The 20,171-nt window shown below is 68.7% G+C and carries 17 protein-coding genes; 9 read left to right on the top strand and 8 right to left on the bottom strand.

From position 1 onward, the window contains the following. Nucleotides 1-7: 7 nt before the first annotated feature. From gyrA to dnaA, 7 genes are all read right to left on the bottom strand, one after another. Complete coding sequence (gene gyrA / locus ACZ4Z1_RS16530; RefSeq protein ID WP_468487294.1) at nt 8-2,632, bottom strand: DNA gyrase subunit A; 2,625 nt, start codon at nt 2,630-2,632, stop codon at nt 8-10. A 71-nt stretch (nt 2,633-2,703) separates the two neighbouring features. Next, nucleotides 2,704-4,758: a DNA topoisomerase (ATP-hydrolyzing) subunit B gene (gene gyrB, locus ACZ4Z1_RS16535; RefSeq protein WP_468487295.1), complete on the bottom strand. Its 2,055-nt coding sequence runs from the start codon at nt 4,756-4,758 to the stop codon at nt 2,704-2,706. A 261-nt stretch (nt 4,759-5,019) separates the two neighbouring features. Beyond that, nucleotides 5,020-5,595 (bottom strand): DciA family protein, encoded by a 576-nt coding sequence (locus ACZ4Z1_RS16540; protein WP_468487296.1) that lies wholly within the window; start codon nt 5,593-5,595, stop codon nt 5,020-5,022. 19 nt (nt 5,596-5,614) lie between these two features. Then, nucleotides 5,615-6,751 (bottom strand): DNA replication/repair protein RecF, encoded by a 1,137-nt coding sequence (gene recF, locus ACZ4Z1_RS16545; protein WP_468487297.1) that lies wholly within the window; start codon nt 6,749-6,751, stop codon nt 5,615-5,617. A gap of 69 nt (nt 6,752-6,820) precedes the next feature. After that, a complete protein-coding gene (gene gnd / locus ACZ4Z1_RS16550) occupies nt 6,821-7,702 on the bottom strand; it encodes a phosphogluconate dehydrogenase (NAD(+)-dependent, decarboxylating) (protein ID WP_468487298.1) in 882 nt (293 codons plus the stop codon). 774 nt (nt 7,703-8,476) lie between these two features. After that, the gene (gene dnaN, locus ACZ4Z1_RS16555) at nt 8,477-9,607 is read right to left on the bottom strand and encodes a DNA polymerase III subunit beta (protein WP_125055293.1); all 1,131 of its coding nucleotides are present in this window, start codon (nt 9,605-9,607) and stop codon (nt 8,477-8,479) included. Between the two features lie 1,059 nt (nt 9,608-10,666). Then, the gene (gene dnaA, locus ACZ4Z1_RS16560) at nt 10,667-12,613 is read right to left on the bottom strand and encodes a chromosomal replication initiator protein DnaA (RefSeq protein ID WP_468487299.1); all 1,947 of its coding nucleotides are present in this window, start codon (nt 12,611-12,613) and stop codon (nt 10,667-10,669) included. A 358-nt stretch (nt 12,614-12,971) separates the two neighbouring features. On the opposite strand from dnaA, the gene rpmH reads away from it, so the two are divergent. The 9 genes from rpmH (at nt 12,972) to ACZ4Z1_RS16605 (ending at nt 19,763) form a co-directional block, all read left to right on the top strand. After that, nucleotides 12,972-13,109 carry a 50S ribosomal protein L34 gene (gene rpmH, locus ACZ4Z1_RS16565; RefSeq protein ID WP_003949374.1) on the top strand — a complete coding sequence of 46 codons (138 nt, stop codon included), beginning with the start codon at nt 12,972-12,974 and terminating at the stop codon, nt 13,107-13,109. A gap of 21 nt (nt 13,110-13,130) precedes the next feature. Then, a complete protein-coding gene (rnpA, locus tag ACZ4Z1_RS16570; RefSeq protein WP_468487300.1) occupies nt 13,131-13,529 on the top strand; it encodes a ribonuclease P protein component in 399 nt (132 codons plus the stop codon). Then, nucleotides 13,526-13,843, top strand: coding sequence for a membrane protein insertion efficiency factor YidD (gene yidD, locus ACZ4Z1_RS16575; RefSeq protein ID WP_073765378.1), 318 nt, complete (start codon nt 13,526-13,528; stop codon nt 13,841-13,843). The genes rnpA and yidD overlap by 4 nt, the downstream gene beginning before the upstream one ends. Before the next feature lie 3 nt (nt 13,844-13,846). Continuing rightward, nucleotides 13,847-15,031 (top strand): membrane protein insertase YidC, encoded by a 1,185-nt coding sequence (yidC, locus tag ACZ4Z1_RS16580; RefSeq protein WP_468487301.1) that lies wholly within the window; start codon nt 13,847-13,849, stop codon nt 15,029-15,031. Between the two features lie 14 nt (nt 15,032-15,045). Continuing rightward, complete coding sequence (locus ACZ4Z1_RS16585; protein WP_468487302.1) at nt 15,046-15,579, top strand: Jag family protein; 534 nt, start codon at nt 15,046-15,048, stop codon at nt 15,577-15,579. Between the two features lie 104 nt (nt 15,580-15,683). Beyond that, the gene (gene rsmG / locus ACZ4Z1_RS16590) at nt 15,684-16,409 is read left to right on the top strand and encodes a 16S rRNA (guanine(527)-N(7))-methyltransferase RsmG (RefSeq protein ID WP_468487303.1); all 726 of its coding nucleotides are present in this window, start codon (nt 15,684-15,686) and stop codon (nt 16,407-16,409) included. A gap of 255 nt (nt 16,410-16,664) precedes the next feature. Continuing rightward, on the top strand, nt 16,665-17,741 hold the full coding sequence (locus tag ACZ4Z1_RS16595; RefSeq protein ID WP_468487304.1) for a ParA family protein: 1,077 nt from the start codon (nt 16,665-16,667) through the stop codon (nt 17,739-17,741). Next, nucleotides 17,738-18,838, top strand: a complete 1,101-nt coding sequence (locus ACZ4Z1_RS16600; RefSeq protein ID WP_468487305.1) for a ParB/RepB/Spo0J family partition protein — start codon at nt 17,738-17,740, stop codon at nt 18,836-18,838. Before ACZ4Z1_RS16595 ends, ACZ4Z1_RS16600 begins: the two co-directional genes overlap by 4 nt. A gap of 307 nt (nt 18,839-19,145) precedes the next feature. After that, the gene (locus ACZ4Z1_RS16605; protein WP_468487306.1) at nt 19,146-19,763 is read left to right on the top strand and encodes a GNAT family N-acetyltransferase; all 618 of its coding nucleotides are present in this window, start codon (nt 19,146-19,148) and stop codon (nt 19,761-19,763) included. 69 nt (nt 19,764-19,832) lie between these two features. Here ACZ4Z1_RS16605 and trxA read toward each other — a convergent pair whose 3' ends face one another. Beyond that, nucleotides 19,833-20,159, bottom strand: coding sequence for a thioredoxin (gene trxA / locus ACZ4Z1_RS16610; RefSeq protein WP_468487307.1), 327 nt, complete (start codon nt 20,157-20,159; stop codon nt 19,833-19,835). Nucleotides 20,160-20,171: the final 12 nt, after the last annotated feature.

Below are 20,171 nucleotides of genomic sequence, written 5' to 3' on the forward strand. Positions count from 1 at the left end.
CCTCGCGTTACTCCGCCGGGGACTCGCCGCCCTCGGCCACCGCGGCCTCGGTACCCGCCGCCTCGTCGGCCGCCCCGGGCTCCACGCCCGCGTCGACCTCTTCGGCCTCGCGACCGGCCTCGGCGTTACGTGCGATACCGACCACGGCATCGCGCTTGCCCAGGTTGATCAGTTGGACGCCCATGGTGTCACGGCCCGTCTCCCTGACCTCGCTGACCCGCGTACGGATCACGCCACCGCTGAGCGTGATGGCGAGAATCTCATCCGTCTCCTCGACCACCAGGGCGCCGACCAGCTCGCCCCGGTCCTCCACGATCTTGGCGGCCTTGATGCCGAGGCCGCCGCGGCCCTGGACGCGGTAATCGTCCACCGACGTGCGCTTGGCGTAGCCACCGTCGGTGGCGGTGAAGACGAACGTACCGGCACGGACCACATTCATCGAGAGCAGTTCATCGCCCTCGCGGAAACTCATGCCCTTGACACCCGAGGTGGCGCGTCCCATCGGACGCAGCGCTTCATCCGTGGCGGTGAACCGGATCGACTGCGCCTTCTTGCTGATGAGCAGCAGGTCGTCCTCGGCGGAGACCAACTCGGCGCCGATCAGCTCGTCGTCCGCGCCCTCCTCCGTCTCCCGGAGGTTGATGGCGATGACACCGCCGGAACGCGGCGAGTCGTAGTCCTTGAGCGGCGTCTTCTTCACCAGGCCGCCCTTGGTGGCGAGCACCAGGTAGGGCGTGGCGTCGTAGTCGCGGATCGCCAGGATCTGCGCGATCTGCTCGTCCGGCTGGAAGGCCAGCAGGTTGGCGACGTGCTGGCCGCGCGCGTCCCGGCCGGCGTCCGGCAGCTCGTACGCCTTGGCCCGGTAGACCCGGCCCTTGTTGGTGAAGAACAGCAGCCAGTGGTGGGTGGTGGAGACGAAGAAGTGGTCGACGATGTCGTCTTCCTTCAGCTTCGTACCGCGTACGCCCTTGCCGCCGCGCTTCTGCGACCGGTAATCGTCGGTCTTCGTCCGCTTCACGTAGCCGCCACGGGTGATCGTGACGACGATGTCCTCCTCGGCGATCAGGTCCTCGACGGACATGTCGCCCTCGAAGGGCACCAGCTTCGAGCGCCGGTCGTCGCCGAACTTCTCGACGATCGCCGCCAGCTCCTCGCTGATGATCTGCCGCTGCCTCTCCGGCGAGGCCAGGATCGCGTTGTACTCGTTGATCTTCGCCTGCAGCTCGTCGTGCTCGGCGGTGATCTTCTGGCGCTCCAGGGCGGCCAGCCGGCGCAGCTGCATCTCCAGGATCGCGTTGGCCTGGATCTCGTCGATGGCCAGCAGGCCCATCAGGCCCTCGCGCGCCACCTCGACCGTGTCGCTGCGCCGGATCAGCGCGATGACTTCGTCGATCGCGTCCAGCGCCTTGAGCAGACCGCGCAGGATGTGGGCCCGCTCCTCGGCCTTGCGCAGCCGGAACTTGGTGCGCCGGACGATGACCTCGACCTGGTGGTTGACCCAGTTGCGGATGAACGCGTCCAGCGACAGGGTGCGCGGCACGCCGTCCACCAGAGCGAGCATGTTCGCGCCGAAGTTGGTCTGCAGGTCGGTGTGCTTGTAGAGGTTGTTCAGCACGACCTTGGCGACGGCGTCCCGCTTCAGGACGATGACCAGGCGCTGACCCGTACGCGAGGAGGTCTCGTCGCGGACGTCGGCGACGCCGCCGATCTTGCCGTCCTTGACCAGGTCGGCGATCTTCTGCGCGAGGTTGTCCGGGTTGACCTGGTACGGCAGCTCCGTGACCACCAGGCACTGGCGGTTCTGGATCTCCTCGACCTCGATCACCGCGCGCATCGTGATCGAGCCGCGGCCGGTGCGGTACGCGTCCTCGATGCCCTTGCGGCCCACCACCAGAGCGCCGGTGGGGAAGTCCGGGCCCTTGATGCGCTCGATGAGCGCGTCCAGCAGCTCCTCGTTGGACGCCTCCGGGTTCTCCAGCGCCCACTGGGCACCGGCGGCGACCTCGCGCAGGTTGTGCGGCGGGATGTTGGTCGCCATCCCGACCGCGATACCGGCACTGCCGTTGATCAGCAGGTTCGGGAAGCGCGCCGGCAGAACCGTCGGCTCCTGGTTGCGGCCGTCGTAGTTGTCCTGGAAATCGACGGTCTCCTCGTCGATGTCCCGCAGCATCTCCATGGAGAGCTGCTTCATCTTGCACTCGGTGTACCGCATGGCCGCGGCCGGGTCATTACCCGGCGAGCCGAAGTTGCCGTTGGAGTCCACCAGCGGCATGCGCATCGACCACGGCTGGGCCAGGCGGACCAGCGCGTCGTAGATGGAGGAGTCACCGTGCGGGTGGTACGTACCCATGACGTCGCCGACGACGCGGGCGCACTTGTAGAAGCCCTTCTCGGGGCGGTACCCGCCGTCGTACATCGCGTACAGCACGCGGCGGTGCACCGGCTTGAGGCCGTCCCGCACGTCCGGCAGCGCACGCGAGACGATGACGGACATCGCGTAATCGAGGTAGGAGCGCTGCATCTCCGTCTCGAGCCCGACGGGCTCGACACGCATACCGACGCCTTCGATGGCGGCGGCGGTGCCGTCGACGGTCACGCCGTCCGGGGTCACAGGGGGATTCTCGTCGGCCATTGCTGTTCTAAATCCTTTCGAGCTGCGGCTGCTGCGGTCCCCGCCGGCGGGCGGGGGAGGGCCGACAGGGCTCAGATGTCGAGGAAGCGGACGTCCTTGGCGTTGCGCTGGATGAAGGAGCGCCGGGCCTCGACGTCCTCACCCATCAGCACCGAGAACAGGTCGTCGGCGCGCGCCGCGTCGTCCAGCGAGACCTGGCCGAGCACCCGGCTGTCGACGTCCATCGTCGTCACCCGCAGCTCCTCGGCGTTCATCTCGCCCAGACCCTTGAAGCGCTGGACGGAGTCGTCCTTGATCCGCTTGCCGTTCTGCTTGCCGAGCTCGATCAGGGCGTTGCGCTCCCGGTCCGAGTACGCGTACTCGAAGTCGTCTCGTCCCCACTTGATCTTGTACAGCGGCGGGCGGGACAGGTAGACGTGCCCGGCCTCCACCAGCGGCCGCATGAAGCGGAAGAGGAAGGTGAGCAGCAGGGTGTTGATGTGCTGGCCGTCGACGTCGGCGTCCGCCATCAGGATGATCTTGTGGTAGCGGAGCTTCTCGATGTCGAAGTCCTCGTGGACACCGGTACCGAAGGCCGAGATCAGCGCCTGCACCTCGTTGTTGTGCAGGATCTTGTCGATCCGCGCCTTCTCCACGTTCAGGATCTTGCCGCGGATCGGCAGGATGGCCTGGTACTGCGGGTCACGGCCGGACTTGGCCGAGCCGCCGGCGGAGTCACCCTCGACGATGAAGATCTCGCACTTGGTGGGGTCGTTGGACTGGCAGTCCGACAGCTTGCCGGGCAGCGACGCCGTCTCCAGCAGACCCTTGCGGCGGGTCAGGTCGCGGGCCTTACGGGCCGCCACCCGCGCGGTCGCGGCCTGGATGCCCTTGCGGATGATGTCCGCGGCCTCGTTCGGGTTGCGGTCGAGCCAGTCCGTCAGGTGCTCGTGGACCACCTTCTGAACGAAGGTCTTGGCCTCGGTGTTGCCCAGCTTCGTCTTGGTCTGGCCCTCGAACTGCGGCTCACCGAGCTTGACCGAGATGATCGCCGTCAGCCCCTCGCGGATGTCCTCACCCGTGAGGTTGTCGTCCTTCTCGCGCAGCAGCTTCTTGTCCCGGGCGTAACGGTTGATCAGGCCCGTCATCGCCGAGCGGAAGCCCTCTTCGTGCGTACCACCCTCATGCGTGTGGATGGTGTTGGCGAAGCTGTAGACACCCTCGGTGTACTGGGTGTTCCACTGCATCGCGACCTCGAGGGAGAGCATCCGCTCCTTGTCCTCGGCCTCGATGTCGATCACCGTGGGGTGCACGACCTCGCCCTTGCGCGAGTTCAGGTACTTCACGAAGTCGACGATGCCGCCCTCGTAGTGGTACTTGACCGTGAGCGGCTTGCCGTCCTCGTCCACATGGGCCGCGCGCTCGTCGGTGAGCGTGATCGTCAGGCCCTTGTTGAGGAAGGCCATCTCCTGGAAACGGCGCGAAAGCGTCTCGAAGCTGTACTCGGTCGTCTCGAAGATGTCGCCGTCGGCCCAGAAGGTGACCGTCGTGCCGGTCTCCTCGGTGGCCTCGTTACGGGCCAGCGGCGCCGTCGGCACACCGAGCTTGTAGTCCTGCGTCCAGCGGTAGCCGTCCCGCTTGACCTCGACGGCGACCTTCTGCGACAGCGCGTTGACGACGGAGACACCGACGCCGTGCAGACCACCGGAGACCGCGTAACCGCCGCCGCCGAACTTGCCGCCCGCGTGCAGCACGGTGAGGACGACCTCGACGGCCGGCTTCTTCTCCGACGGCACGATGTCCACGGGGATGCCGCGGCCGTTGTCGACGACGCGTACGCCGCCGTCCGGCAGGATCGTCACGTCGATGGTGTCCGCGTGCCCGGCCAGCGCCTCGTCGACGGAGTTGTCGACGACCTCGTACACGAGGTGGTGCAGACCACGCTCGCCGGTCGAGCCGATGTACATACCAGGGCGCTTACGGACCGCGTCCAGGCCCTCAAGGACGGTGATCGCGCTGGCGTCGTACGACTTCTCTTCCGGAGAGTCGCCACTGGCGCCGGCAGGAACCCCCTCTTCAGTAGAAGCCGTCTTGTTCTCGTTGAGGTCGCCGGAGTCGGCCACGAAGCGCCCTTTCTGGCACAGCACGAGCCGCCTCCTTCGGAAGCAGGGCGGCTGCGTCGTTCGACATGTTCCGCGAGTGGGCGGGATTGCTACCAGTCTACCGGTAGCGCCGACACTAATGGGGGTTTGCGGGCGCCTGAGTCGTCATGTGCCGCCCTGAAGTGCCGTTGGCCGACTCCCCATATCTGCGACGGGGCCCCAGGACGCCCTAGAGGGCGTTCAGCGCTTCGGGCTGTCAACCTCCGGCTACCGTGAGCGGAGTCTCACCCGCACCACGCGTCCACCTCAGCCGTACGTGTCCCCGGGCCCCTTGCTGCCGGGCGCCCGCAGCGGCCCGTACCGCCGCGCCGGACCACCCGGACCCAGCACCTTGATCAGCTTCACCGTGCCCTGGCCCAGATCCTGGTTGAGGCGCGCGACGAGCTGCGGCGCCAGCAGCCGCAGCTGCGTCGCCCACACCGTCGAGTCGCACTGCACCGTCAGCACGCGCGCTTCCTCGTCGTACTTCTGCGGCTCGCAGTGCTGCGCCACCTCCGGACCCACCAGCTGCGGCCAGCGCCCCATGACACCGCCGACCGCCGCCGGGGTCTCCCAGCCGCGCTCGGTGATCAGCCGGTTGATCGCCGCACCCAGCGGCAGCGGATCGCGCCCGTCCGCGCGCGCGCCGGAGCGCAGGCCCCCACGGCGCGCCTGCTTCTTCTGCTGCGCCGCGGCGCCCCGCGCCTTCGCCTGCTCCTTGGCGGCGACCAGCGCCTGCCGGGCCAGATCGATCCCGGACAGCTCCGGGGTCTTGGGCTGGTCCGCACCGGGCGGCCGCTCCGAGGGCTCCTCGGAAGGCTGATCCCGTCGCTCGCCGCTCATCACCGGCTCCGGCGCCCGCTCACGGGGAGACCTTCTCCGCGACACCCTCGGACACCGCGAAACGGGCCCCGGACAGCACGCCCGGCACGTCGTCCTCCACCGCCGCGGTCACCAGCACCTGCTCACCGGGCGCCACCAGCTCCGCCAGCCGCTCCCGCCGCCGGCTGTCCAGCTCCGCGAACACGTCGTCGAGCACCAGCACCGGCTCGTTGCCCTCGCCGCGCAGCAGGTCGTACGAGGCCAGCCGCAGCGCGAGCGCGTACGACCAGGACTCGCCATGGCTCGCGTACCCCTTGGCGGGCAGCTGCCCCAGCTTGAGCAGCAGATCGTCGCGGTGCGGGCCGACCAGCGTCACCCCGCGCTCGATCTCGTTCTTACGGGCCGCGCCGAGCGCCTCCGTCAGCAGCCCGTACAGCTCCTCGCGCGTCGCGGCACCGCCCAGGCCCTCGCCCGCCGGACCGCGGTACTCCATCGCCAGCGGCCCGCCGCCCGGCGCCAGCTGCTCGTACGCCTTGTCGGCCAGCGGCTGGAGCGCGGCGATCAGGTCGAGGCGCTGGGCCAGCAGCTCCGCGCCGACCCGGGCCAGGTGCTGGTCCCACACGTCCAGCGTCGACAGGTCAAGCTGCCGGCCGCCGTGCCGCCGGGCCAGCGCCGCGCTCTTCAGCAGCGTGTTGCGCTGCTTGAGCACCCGGTCGTAGTCCGAGCGCACGCCCGCCATCCGCGGCGCACGCGCCGTGATCAGCTCGTCCAGGAAGCGACGGCGCTCCCCGGGGTCGCCCTTGACCAGCGCCAGATCCTCCGGCGCGAACAGCACCGTCCGGACGATTCCCAGCACGTCACGCGGTCTGACCTGCGAGGACCTGTTGATACGGGCGCGATTGGCCTTGCCCGGGTTCAGCTCCAGCTCCACCAGCTGCTGCCGCTCGCCCTGGACGACCGCGGCCCGCACGATGGCCCGCTCGGCGCCCATCCGCACCAGCGGGGCGTCGGAGGAGACCCGGTGGCTGCCGAGGGTGGCCAGGTAGCCGACCGCCTCGACGAGGTTGGTCTTGCCCTGCCCGTTGGGGCCCACGAAAGCCGTGACGCCCGGGTCGAGCGGGACTTCGACCCGGGCGTACGAGCGGAAGTCGGCGAGCGAGAGATGCGATACGTGCATGTGGCGCGCCGACCTCCCCCGGCTACCGGACTGTGCTGCTACCGGACTGCTTGCTTACTGCTCCGCGTCCTACTTCTTCGCGTTCTCGACGGCGTGGCCGCCGAACTGGTTCCGCAGCGCCGCGATCATCTTCATCTGCGGCGAGTCGTCCTGGCGCGAGGCGAAGCGTGCGAAGAGCGACGCCGTGATCGCGGGCAGCGGTACGGCGTTGTCGATCGCGGCCTCGACCGTCCAGCGGCCCTCGCCGGAGTCGGCGGCGAAGCCCCGCAGCTTCTCCAGGTGCTCGTCGTCGTCCAGCGCGTTGACCGCCAGGTCCAGCAGCCAGGAACGGATGACCGTGCCCTCCTGCCAGGACCGGAAGACCTCGCGCACATCGGTGACCGAGTCGACCGCCTCCAGCAGCTCCCAGCCCTCGGCGTAGGCCTGCATCATGGCGTACTCGATGCCGTTGTGGACCATCTTGGCGAAGTGACCCGCGCCGACCTTGCCGGCGTGCACCGAACCGAAGTCGCCCTCGGGCTTGAGCGCGTCGAAGATCGGCTGGACCTTGGCGACGTCCTCGGTGGAGCCGCCGTACATCAGCGCGTAGCCGTTCTCCAGGCCCCAGACACCGCCCGAGACACCGCAGTCCACGAAGCCGATGCCCTTGGCACGCAGCTCCTCGGAGTGCTTCTCGTCATCGGTCCAGCGGGAGTTCCCGCCGTCCACCACGACGTCGCCGGGGGACAGCAGCTCGCCCAGCTCGTCGATGGTCGCCTGGGTCGCGGCGCCGGCGGGCACCATGACCCACACCACGCGCGGTCCCTCGAGCCGGTCCACCAGTTCCTTGAGGCTGTGGACGTCAGCCAGGTCCGGGTTGCGGTCGTATCCGATGACGGTGTGGCCTGCGCGGCGGATGCGCTCGCGCATGTTGCCGCCCATCTTGCCGAGACCGACGAGACCGAGCTCCATCAGTACCCCTTACGTTGCGTTACGGCACATCCCCGCCCTACCCGTCGAGTTTACGCGCGAAGCCACGACGCGGCGGCGCGGCCCCCACACCTGTGGACAACCGGGGTGAGGAAGGGCCTCGCCGGCGGGCCTTTCGGCTTTCTCCGTGAGGGGCGACGACTACCGGATCGGATTCAGGGCCGCGCGTGACTTCACGGGTGATTCGCGGCGTTCGGTCGCACATTTCCGGCTGTGGCGCGGGAGTGAGACACGGGCCTTTCTCTGTACGCGGCAGGCCTCCTCCCGGCCTCCCGTACTCCCCTGTTGTCCGCCCACCGGGAAACGTGAGGCGGTGCGGCCATCGGACGGGTTTTCCACAGTCTCATCTTGAGAGGGGACGCCAGCAGCGCTGTGACCAGCGGCTGAGCCGGGGCGCCTGAGGCGCATCCACCGGCTGTGGATACTTTCCGAGCGCGGGCGGGCGCCACGGTGGAGCGTGCAGCGGGAGTTGGAAAGGTGGGGACGGGCGGGCCTGCGCGTACCAGCCTTTCCGTACGTGGCCGGGAGACCGGGTTTTCCGCACCTGGCTCTATCGGAACAGAAACCGGAGATATCGCATTCGTCTCTTGCCAGGCGGCCGAGAGGGCTTTGCAAGCCCTATTCACTCTTTCCCTGGGAGCTGTTTCCAGGTGTTCCACCGAAATAGCTCCGCCCCTGACGCACGCACGTGGCGCTCGTGTATCAGGGGCGGAGTGAAAACTCGCGAGCCGGCCGGAGCCGGGCAGGCGAAGCGGGTCAGCCGGACAGGCGCACCGGCATGATCAGGTACTTGTACGCGTCGTCCGCCTCGGCGTCCTTGGCCGGGCGGCCGCTGAGGAGCGCCGGCTTGGTCGAGGTGGTGAAGGACAGCTGGGCCACCGGGGAGTCGATCGCCGACAGACCCTCCAGCAGGAAGCCCGGGTTGAAGGCGATCGAGATGTCGTCGCCCTCCAGGTCCGCGTCGACCCGCTCCACAGCCTGTGCGTCCTCGCTGGAACCGGCTTCCAGGATCAGCACGCCCTGCTCGAAGCTCAGACGCACCGGCGTGTTCCGCTCGGCGACCAGCGCGACACGCTTGACGGCCTCGACGAACGGTGCGGTCTCGATCACGGCGACCGAGTTGAACTCGGTGGGGAAGAGCGTGCGGTACTTCGGGAGATCGCCCTCCAGGAGCCGCGTGGTCGTCCGGCGGCCCGCGCCCTCGAAACCGATCAGGCCCTCACCGGCGCCCGAGCCGGACAGCGCCAGCGTGACGCTGTCGCCGCTGCTGAGGGACTTGGCGGTGTCCAGCAGCGTCTTGGCGGGCACCAGCGCCACCGCGGAGGCGTCCGGGCTCTCCGGCTTCCACAGGAACTCACGCACCGCGAAGCGGTAGCGGTCGGTGGAGGCCAGGGTGACGGTGTCGCCCTCGATCTCGATCCGTACGCCGGTGAGCACCGGGAGGGTGTCGTCACGGCCGGCGGCGATGGCGACCTGGGCGGCGGCCGCGGCGAAGACCTCACCCGGCACGGTGCCGGTGGCGGTGGGCATCTGCGGCAGCGCCGGGTACTCCTCCACGGGCAGGGTGTGGAGGGTGAACCGCGAGGAGCCGCAGACGACGGTGACTCGTACACCGTCGGTGGAAATCTCCACCGGGCGGTTGGGGAGGGCACGGCAGATGTCGGCCAGCAGGCGGCCGGAGACCAGGACGGTGCCTTCCTCCTCCACGTCCGCGTCCACCGAGACGCGCGCCGAGACCTCGTAGTCGAAGCCGGAGAGGCTCAGGCTGCCTTCCTCCGCCTTCAGCAGCAGGCCCGCGAGGACGGGCACCGGCGGACGGGCCGGGAGGCTCTTGGCCGCCCAGGCCACTGCCTCCGCGAGTACATCGCGCTCCACCCGGATCTTCACCGGAAACCGCCTCCTGCTGTTGCTGGCTTACGCCCTGCTGGCCTTCTTCGTCGGCTGGGTCGCCGGAGACCAGTCTGACGTACGTCACCGACAGCCGTTGCGGCTCGGGGTCAAGTCGGGTCGAGAGGAGTCGGACGACCGATCCCCAAGTTGTGCACAGCACCCGATTCGAAACGAGTTCCCCGGTAGCTATCTGTGGTCGTAGTAGTAGGGCCTGTGGAAACCGTGGACAACTGAGTCTGCGCAGGTCAACACGGTTTTTTTGTCCACCGGCCCTGTGGGCGGCAGCCGTGGATAAGCAGCCGTGTCTGTGGACCGGCGCTCTTCATGCACACCCGATGCACAGGGGAGCCCTACTTCTCCCCAGTCCTGTCCCCAGCTTTACCCCGGTTCCCCACAGCCCAATCCGGCACCTTGGTGTGACGCCTTTCACTCGGCCCGGTGAGCGCGGGTGTCGCCTTGCCGAACAGTGGACAGGGGTGTGGAGAAGTTGGGGACAAGGATGGGCCACCTGTGGGCGGGCAGTGGACAACGCGTTCGGCCCCCTGTGGACGAATCCTCCGTCCACACCCTGTGGATGAAGGTTAGCCACAAATCCACACGCCGCTGACCTCGGCTGATGCCCCTCCGGCCGATCCTCCTGTGGAAGCCACAGGGATAACTTCCCAGTCCCCAGCATGTGGACGGAAGAATCTTGGTCAATCTGTGGAGCACGGCCGTGACCTGACGCGGAATCGAACAGAGCGGGGGCCTTCCACAGGGTCGGAACGGGTTCGGAGCCGGGTCGGGAGGAGCCGCGGGCGGTCCGGGAGGGGTTCGGAAGGGGCACGGAGCGAGGTGGCGGCGTCTCCGTACGGCAGGGCAGGCCGTCTCCGTACAGACGGGGAAGTCCACCGAACGACCGCAGGAGGCCTCTGTACGGCCGCAGAAGCCCCGCCGTACGCGCGTGAAGCCCGCCCGTATGCCCGCACAGCCCCCCGAATGACGAAGGGCGCCCCGGGAGCGGTTACGTCCCGGGGCGCCCTCGAAGACTGCGGCCGGCCCGCGGCTGAGGCTGCGTCAGCCGTTCTTGATGCGGTTCGTCAGCTCGGTCACCTGGTTGTAGATGGAGCGCCGCTCGGCCATCAACGCCCGGATCTTGCGGTCCGCGTGCATCACCGTCGTATGGTCGCGGCCGCCGAACTGCGCGCCGATCTTCGGCAGCGACAGATCCGTCAGCTCACGGCACAGATACATCGCGATCTGCCGGGCCGTCACCAGCACGCGGCTGCGCGACGATCCGCACAGGTCGTCGACGGTCAGCCCGAAGTAGTCGGCGGTCGCGGCCATGATGGCGGTCGCGGTGATCTCGGGCGCCGCGTCCTCGCCGCCGGGGATCAGGTCCTTGAGGACGATCTCCGTCAGCCCCAGGTCCACCGGCTGGCGGTTGAGGGAGGCGAAGGCGGTGACCCGGATCAGCGCCCCCTCCAGTTCGCGGATGTTGCGCGAGATGCGGGAAGCGATGAACTCCAGCACCTCCGGCGGCGCGTTCAGCTGCTCCTGCACCGCCTTCTTGCGCAGGATCGCGATCCGGGTCTCCAGCTCCGGCGGCTGGACGTCGGTGATCAGTCCCCACTCGAAGCGGTTGCGCAGCCGGTCCTCCAGGGTGACCAGCTGCTTGGGCGGCCGGTCCGAGGAGAGCACGATCTGCTTGTTCGCGTTGTGCAGCGTGTTGAAGGTGTGGAAGAACTCCTCCTGCGTCGACTCCTTGCTGGCCAGGAACTGGATGTCGTCGACGAGCAGGATGTCCATGTCGCGGTAGCGCTTGCGGAACGCGTCCGCCTTGCCGTCGCGGATGGAGTTGATGAACTCGTTGGTGAACTCCTCCGAGCTGACGTACCGCACCCGGGTGCCCGGGTAGAGGCTGCGTGCGTAGTGCCCGATGGCGTGCAGCAGGTGCGTCTTGCCGAGGCCGGACTCCCCGTAGATGAACAGCGGGTTGTACGCCTTGGCCGGCGCCTCGGCCACGGCGACCGCGGCCGCGTGCGCGAAGCGGTTCGACGCGCCGATGACGAAGGTGTCGAAGAGGTACTTCGGGTTCAGCCGCGCGGTCGGCTCGCCGGGGCCGGTCGCGGGCGCGGGCTGCGCGGCGAGCGGGCCGGGGGCGCCACTGGGCGCGGGCAGCCCGCCGGGGCCGGGGTTCTGGATGTGTGCGGGCGGCTGGTGCTCGGCGAGGTCGCGGCGCTGCGGCGGCTGCTGCTCGTACGGGGAGTGGCCCTCGGAGTGCTGGTGCTGCGGCGGGCCGGTGTGCTCGGGAGCCGACGAGCGGTAGTCGCTCTGTGACCGCTGGGAGTGCTGATGCTGCTGTACGTGTGCGGGGGGTGGCGTGGCGTAAGGGTCCCGCTCGGGGAAGCCGCCGAGGCGCTGCTGCTGCCACCCGTAGTCCTCGCGGGGGCCGGGCCCGTTCTGGCCACCCATGCCGGAGTGCTGCGGCCAGGCGCCGGGCTCGTGCCGGGGCTGCTGGTGCTGCTGGTACTCCGGGTACGCGGGGCGTACGTGGGGCAGGTCGTCGTCCTGGTGGCCGTAGCCCTGCCGGTTGTCGTAGCCCTCACTCTGTCGGCTGTCGTAGCCGCCGTACGCGTCGTGCTGCTGTCCCGGCTGCTGCTGAGGCTGCTGGGACTGGTGGCGCTGTTGCTGCTGCGCGTGTGCCGACTGCTGGGACGGCGGCATCTGCTGCTGGGGCTGCGGCTCCTCGGCGGAGTCGTCGACGGTGATCGCGATCCGGATCGGGCGGCCGCACTCGTGGCTCAGTGCCTCGCCGATGAGCGGCGCGAGCCGGCCTTCCAGCACACCCTTGGCGAACTCGTTGGGCACGGCCAGCAGGGCGGTGTCGGCCACCAGCGCCAGCGGCTGGGTCCGCTTCAGCCAGTCCTGGTCCTTCGGCTTGAGGCTGTCGCTCTCCGCGCGTAGGAGGTGATCAAGTACGCGTGGCCACACTGCGGCAAGATCGGCAGGTACGTCGGCCACAGAGCACGCTCTCTCACTGGTCCCACGAATGTGTGATTCTCAGGACGGGCGGGAAGGAATCGGAGTTGACCCACGGTAGTCAGGGCGACCCTGGTGATTCAAGTTGTTGTCCACAGGCTGTGCATAGCGTGTCCCGGCCGGGGGCCGGTTTGACCGGATGACGCCGCCGCGCGTACCGTAACCAGGTCGAGTTGTCGATGGCTGCTGCCGCCTGCCTCCGATGGGCAAAGATCGCGCTCTGGTGATCGAAGTAGCGGTGCACTCGGGCGTTGCGAGCTACTCGTGGGCGCACGGTGACAGCCAGTCGACGCCCCACACCTGTCTCCCCGGAGACACCAAGCATCTCTGGAGCCCCCGAGTGAGCAAGCGCACCTTCCAGCCGAACAACCGCCGCCGCGCGAAGACCCACGGCTTCCGCCTGCGTATGCGTACCCGTGCCGGCCGCGCGATCCTCGCGTCCCGCCGTGGCAAGGGTCGCGCCCGCCTGTCGGCCTGAGCCCTGAGCTAGGTCCATGACGTGCTGCCTACCGAGCATCGGCTGAGGCGGCGCGAGGACTTTGCGACCGCGGTACGCCGGGGACGCAGGGCCGGGCGCCCGCTCCTCGTCGTCCATCTACGCAGCGGTGCAACGGACCCGCACGCAGCGGGGGAGAGCCCTCCCCCGGCGCGTGCGGGTTTCGTCGTGAGCAAGGCCATCGGCGGTGCCGTGGTCCGCAACAAGGTCAAGCGCCGGCTGCGCCACCTCGTGCACGACCGGCTGGACCGGCTGCCCGCCGGTAGCCTGGTTGTCGTACGGGCGCTGCCCGGTGCGGGCGATGCGGGTCACGACCAGCTGGCCCGTGACCTGGACACCGCACTGCAGCGGCTGCTGGATGGAGATCCCCCCACCCGAGGTCAGGGGAGGGAGCCGCGGTGAAGTACCCGCTGCTGCTGTTGATCAAGCTGTACCAGTGGACCATCAGCCCACTGCTGGGCCCGGTCTGCCGGTACTACCCGTCGTGCTCCCACTATGGCTATACGGCCATCGACCGGCACGGCGCGGTGAAAGGGACCGCGCTGACGGCTTGGCGCATCCTGCGTTGCAACCCGTGGTCGCCAGGTGGCGTCGACCACGTACCACCCCGGAAGCGTCCGGTCTGGCATCAGCGGCTGAGGAGCCGCCTGGGCGGGTCCACCGTCCCTGAGCCTGCCGCACAGCCTGAGACTCAGCCCACCGCCCAAGGAGCCTGATTCGTGGACACGATCCTCAGTCCTCTCTATTACGCAGTTTCCTGGATCATCGTCCAGTTCCACTCGTTCTACAGCCTCATCTTCGACGAGAACAGTGGCGCGGCCTGGGGTCTGTCCATCGTCTCGCTGGTGGTGCTGATCCGTATCTGCCTGATCCCGCTCTTCGTGAAGCAGATCAAGTCGACGCGGAACATGCAGGCGCTCCAGCCGAAGATGAAGGCGATCCAGGAGCGCTACAAGAGCGACAAGCAGCGTCAGTCCGAAGAGATGATGAAGCTGTACAAGGAGACGGGCACCAACCCGCTCTCCAGCTGCCTGCCGATCCTGGCGCAGTCGCCCTTCTTCATCTCGCTGTACCAGGTCCTCAGCCACATCGCGAACAACCAGACGGTCGGCGTCATCAACCAGTCGCTGCTGGAGAGCGCGCAGAAGGCACACATCTTCGGTGCTCCGCTGGCCGCCAAGTTCCTGGACACCCCGGAGAAGATCCAGTCTCTGGGTGCGTCGGTCACCGACGTCCGCGTGGTCACCGTCATCATGATCGTCCTGATGTCGGCGTCGCAGTTCTACACGCAGCGCCAGCTGATGACCAAGAACGTCGACCTGACGGTCAAGACGCCGTTCATGCAGCAGCAGAAGATGCTGATGTACGTCTTCCCGATCATGTTCGCCGTCTTCGGTATCGGCTTCCCCGGCTTCCCCGTCGGTGTTCTCCTGTACTGGCTGACCACCAACGTGTGGACCATGGGCCAGCAGATGTTCGTGATCCGCCGGAACCCGACCCCGGGCAGCAAGGCTTTCGAGGAGCGCCAGCAGCGGCTGCGGGCCAAGGGCAAGCTCAAGGAGGACCCGGCCGAGGTCGAGGCCAGGAAGGCCGTCGAGGAGGCGCGCCAGAACCGGCAGCAGCCCAAGCGGCAGAGCAAGTCCCAGCGCCAGACCCAGCCCACCGGCGGCAAGCAGGCCGGCGGCGGCAGCAAGACCGCCGGCGCGCAGCGGCGCACCCGCGCGGGTGCCGGCTCCGACGCTTCCGGTGCCTCCGCCGCGGATGCTTCGAAGAAGCAGTCCCTGGAGAAGCAGGCACCGCAGGACAGCAAGCCGAAGGGCGGTTCCTCCGCCTCCGGCTCCCGTAACGCCAAGTCCGGACAGCGCAAGGGCCAGCAGCGGCCCAAGCACCCGTCCAAGAAGTAAGAAGGAGTCCTTCCGTGACGGACACGACCCGCCCCTCGTCGTCGACAGGGGGGACCCCGGCCGCTGAGGGGACCGACACCCTCACCCGCCTGGAGCAGGAGGGCGAGATCGCGGCCGACTACCTCGAGGGTCTGCTGGACATCGCCGACCTCGACGGCGACATCGACATGGACGTCGAGGCCGACCGCGCCGCTGTGTCGATCATCAGCGACTCGACCAGCCGCGACCTGCAGAAGCTGGTGGGCCGGGACGGTGAGGTGCTGGAGGCGCTCCAGGAGCTGACCCGGCTGGCGGTGCACCGTGAGACCGGTGACCGCAGCCGCCTGATGCTGGACATCGCGGGGTACCGCGCGCAGAAGCGCGAGGAGCTCGCGGAGCTGGGCGCCAAGGCGGCGGAGGAGGCCAAGGGCACCGGTGAGCCGGTGAAGCTGCAGCCGATGACCCCCTTCGAGCGCAAGGTCGTGCATGACGCGGTGGCGGCGGCCGGGCTGCGCAGCGAGTCCGAGGGTGAAGAGCCCCAGCGCTGTGTGGTGGTCCTCCCGGCCTGACGGCCAGAGCCCCGACCAGCCTTGATGTCACCGGCCCCGTCTGTCTCGCAGGCGGGGCCACATCTTGTCAGCCTTATCAACAGTCCAGAGGAAGGGCGATTCCCGTGACGGACGCAGCAGCGGAGCTCCCACCGGCGCCGGATGTGGCGCGCGAGGTGTTCGGTGAGCGTTTCCCGGAAGCCGTGCGCTACGGCGAGCTGCTCGCCGACGCGGGCGTACGGCGTGGGCTGATCGGCCCGCGCGAGGTGCCGCGGCTGTGGGAGCGGCACCTGCTGAACTGCGCGGTGCTCTCCGAGGTGGTGCCCGAGGGCGTCACCGTCTGTGATGTCGGATCGGGGGCGGGGCTGCCGGGCATCCCGCTGGCCCTGGTGCGGCCGGACCTCAAGATCACGCTGCTGGAGCCGCTGCTGCGGCGGACGAACTTCCTGCTGGAGGTGGTCGAGCTGCTCGGGCTGGACCACGTCACGGTGGTGCGCGGCCGTGCGGAGGAGGTCATGGGCAAGCTCCCGCAGGTGCACGTGGTGACCGCGCGTGCGGTGGCGCCGCTCGACCGGCTGGCGGGCTGGGGTGTGCCGCTGCTGCGTCCCTACGGCGAGATGCTGGCGCTCAAGGGAGACACCGCCGAGGAGGAGCTGAAGGGCGCCCGTGCCGCGCTGAGCAAGCTCGGCGTCGTGGAGACCTCGGTCGTCCAGGTCGGTGAAGGCGTCGTGGACCCGTTGTCGACCGTCGTCCGCGTCGAGGTCGGTGAGAGTCCTGGTGGTGTGCGCTTCGCGGCCAAGCGCGCGAAGGCGGCCAGGCCCAGCCGGGCGCAGAGGGGACGGCGTCGCTGAGCGGGGGCTGTGCCTCTGCTGATCACCCCAGCAAAAACAACAAAACGGCACAAAGCGGAGTGTCGCGTACAAAACGGGCACAACGCTGTCATCGTGTTTCACGTGAAACGTCGTTCTCTGCTGCATGGAATCATCAGCCGTGGTCGCGCGGCTGCCGCGCCGCGTGACCGGAAGCCCACACGGGTCACGGAAGTATCCACAGAAGTGGGTTCATCCACAGGAGACCGGACCTCACTGGTTCACGACACCGAAAGCATGGCAGGCTCTGAGCACTGCGAGCCTGATGTCGAGGAGAGTGAATCCTTGCGGTCCGACGCCAACATCGCGGGCCCGATGACCGATCCGGTCCCCGGTCCCCGTAGCGAGTCGCTCGGGGATGACGTTTCACGTGAAACGCCGTCCCCCATGGACGACACCCCGATCGGTCGTGCAGCTCAGCTGGCGGTACAGACGCTCGGCCGCACAGGAGAAGCGCTGCCCCGGCCCGAGGAAACCCGGGTCATGGTGGTCGCCAACCAGAAGGGCGGGGTCGGTAAGACCACCACGACGGTCAACCTTGCCGCCTCCCTGGCCCTGCACGGCGCCCGCGTCCTGGTCATAGACCTCGACCCGCAGGGCAACGCCTCCACCGCCCTGGGCATCGACCATCACGCCGAAGTTCCCTCCATCTACGACGTGTTGGTGGAGAGCAAGCCGCTGTCCGACGTCGTGGTGCCGGTGCCCGATGTGGAGGGGCTGTTCTGTGCGCCCGCCACCATCGACCTGGCAGGCGCCGAGATCGAACTGGTCTCACTGGTGGCGCGGGAGAGCCGGCTGGACCGGGCCATCAAGGCGTACGAACAGCCGCTGGACTACATCCTCATCGACTGCCCGCCCTCGCTCGGCCTGCTGACCGTCAACGCCCTGGTCGCGGGCGCCGAGGTGCTGATCCCCATCCAGTGCGAGTACTACGCCCTGGAAGGACTCGGCCAGCTGCTGCGCAACGTCGACCTGGTGCGCGGGCACCTCAATCCCAAGCTCCACGTGTCGACGATCCTGCTCACCATGTACGACGGCCGTACCCGGCTGGCCTCCCAGGTCGCGGAGGAGGTGCGCAACCACTTCGGCAGTGAGGTGCTGCGCACCAGCATTCCCCGTTCGGTCCGTATCTCCGAGGCGCCCAGCTACGGGCAGACGGTCCTCACCTACGACCCGGGATCCAGCGGCTCGCTCTCCTACCTCGAGGCGGCCCGCGAGATCGCCTTGCGGGGAGCCGCCCAGGCCGGGACCGGCACCGAGGGGCTCACCGTGAACTACGAACCACAGCACAGCATGTCGGAGGGGAATCAGTGAGCGAACGACGTAGAGGACTGGGCCGCGGGCTCGGTGCGCTGATCCCCGCGGCACCGCAGGCAGCGGACACCGCCGCTCCCGCGGTGGGCCGGGGAACGACATCGCCGTCCGCGGTGCCGACCCTGCCACCGGACCGCGGTGTGGCGGCGGCCAAGGTCACCTCGATCGCGGCCAGAACCGTTTCACGTGAAACGGAAGAGCCGCAGGAGACCGAAGCGGTGGCAGACGTGAAGCAAGAGGTCGCCGGGGCGCACTTCGCTGAGCTGCCGCTCGACGCGATCACACCAAACCCGCGCCAGCCGCGTGAGGTCTTCGACGAGGATGCCCTCGCCGAACTGGTCACCTCCATCCAGGAGGTCGGTCTTCTCCAGCCGGTGGTCGTCCGGCAGACCGGACCCCAGCGGTACGAGCTCATCATGGGTGAGCGCCGCTGGCGGGCCTGCCGCGAGGCCGGACTGGAGCGGATCCCGGCGATCGTCCGCGCGACCGACGACGAGAAGCTGCTGCTGGACGCCCTGCTGGAGAACCTCCACCGGGCCCAGCTGAACCCGCTGGAAGAGGCCGCGGCGTACGACCAGCTGTTGCGGGACTTCAAGTGCACCCACGACGAGCTGGCCGACCGTATCGGCCGGTCCCGCTCGCAGGTCTCCAACACCCTGCGGCTGCTGAAGCTCTCGACCTCCGTGCAGCTCAGGGTCGCGTCCGGGGTGCTCTCCGCCGGCCACGCCCGCGCCCTGCTGGCCGTGGACGACTCCGAGGAGCAGGACCGGCTGGCGCGCCGCATCGTCGCCGAGGGCCTGTCGGTCCGTTCGGTCGAGGAGATCGTGAGGCTGATGGGCTCCGAGCCCGCCGGCGCCACCAAGGCGAAGAAGCCGCGGGCCGGCACCCGGGTCTCCCCTGCCCTGACGGGTCTCGCCTCCCGGCTGTCCGACCGGTTCGAGACCCGGGTGAAGGTCGACCTCGGGCAGAAGAAGGGCAAGATCGTCGTCGAGTTCGCTTCGATAGACGACCTGGAGCGCATCCTCGGCACGATGGCTCCCGGCGAGGGCCGGGTGCTCGACAAGAGCCTCGCCGAAGAGAACGGCGAAGAGGACTGAGCCGAGTCTCCGGGCCTGAAGGGCGGGCCGTGTTCCCAGCGGATTACGGAACACGGCCCGCCCTTTGCTGTGTGGCGGTACCCGTGTACGCGGACCGTGGATACCATGCGATCGGGTATGGCACACATCCACGTGGAAACCCCCACAACAAGGAGTAAGCCATGCGAACGGTGAGCCGCACCGGACTGCTGGCAGCGGGCTTCGGCCTGGGAGCAGTCGGTGGTTTCGTCGGTGGCCTGCTCAGCGAGCGGGACGTACGGACGGCATCGCGCGGTGCGGCGGGCGAGGGAAGTGAGGACCTGTCGTCATGGGCCGTCGGCTCGTACCGCTCACGCTGGACAACCTTCCGGATCTCCCCAAGCGCTGCCGCTCCTGTGTCTTCTGGGAGCTCGACCCCGTCAGCGGCGAAGCCGCGGTAAGGGCGGGCCGGCCCGAGCTGGAGAAGGAGGCCTGGATCTCGGCCGTCCTCCTGGAATGGGGTTCCTGCGGGCGCGTGGTCTACGTCGACGACGTCCCGGTCGGCTTTGTGCTGTACGCCCCGCCCGCGTACGTTCCGCGCTCCACGGCCTTTCCCACGAGCCCGGTGTCCCCCGACGCCGTACAGCTCCTCACGGCCTGGCTGACGCCGGGGTTCCAGGGGCAGGGGCTGGGCCGGGTGATGGTGCAGACGGTGGCCAAGGACCTCATCCGCCGCGGCTTCAAGGCGGTCGAGGCGTTCGGTGACGCCCGCTGGGCAGAGCCCGCGTGCGTGCTCCCCGCCGACCACCTTCTGGCCGTCGGCTTCAAGACGGTCCGCCCGCACCCCCGTTTCCCTCGCCTGCGGCTGGAGCTGCGCACCACGATCTCGTGGAAGGAAGACGTGGAGCTGGCCCTCGATCGCCTCCTGGGCGCGGTACAGAAAGAGCCCGCGCTGCGTCCGCTCTAGAGATGGTCCCCACGCGAACGGGCCCGCCCCCGGAGGGGCGGGCCCGTTCGCGTGGGGCGCGGAGAGCGATCAGGCGAGGAACTCTTCCAGCTCGCGCTCCAGCATCGCCTTCGGCTTGGCGCCGACGATGGTCTTCACTACCTCGCCGCCCTGGTAGACGTTCATCGTCGGGATCGACATGACGCCGTACTTGGCGGTGATGGTGGGGTTCTCGTCGGTGTTCAGCTTGGCGATCACGATTTCGTCGTGCTCGGCGGCGATGGCCTCCAGCGACGGGGCGATCTGGCGGCACGGGCCGCACCAGGTGGCCCAGAAGTCCACGAGTACGGGCTTGTCGCTCTTGAGGACGACCTCTTCGAAGTTGGCGTCCGTCACCTTCACCGTGGCATCGGCCATGGCAGTCTCCTT

The sequence above is a fragment of the Streptomyces sp. NPDC030165 genome, assembly GCF_055573595.1.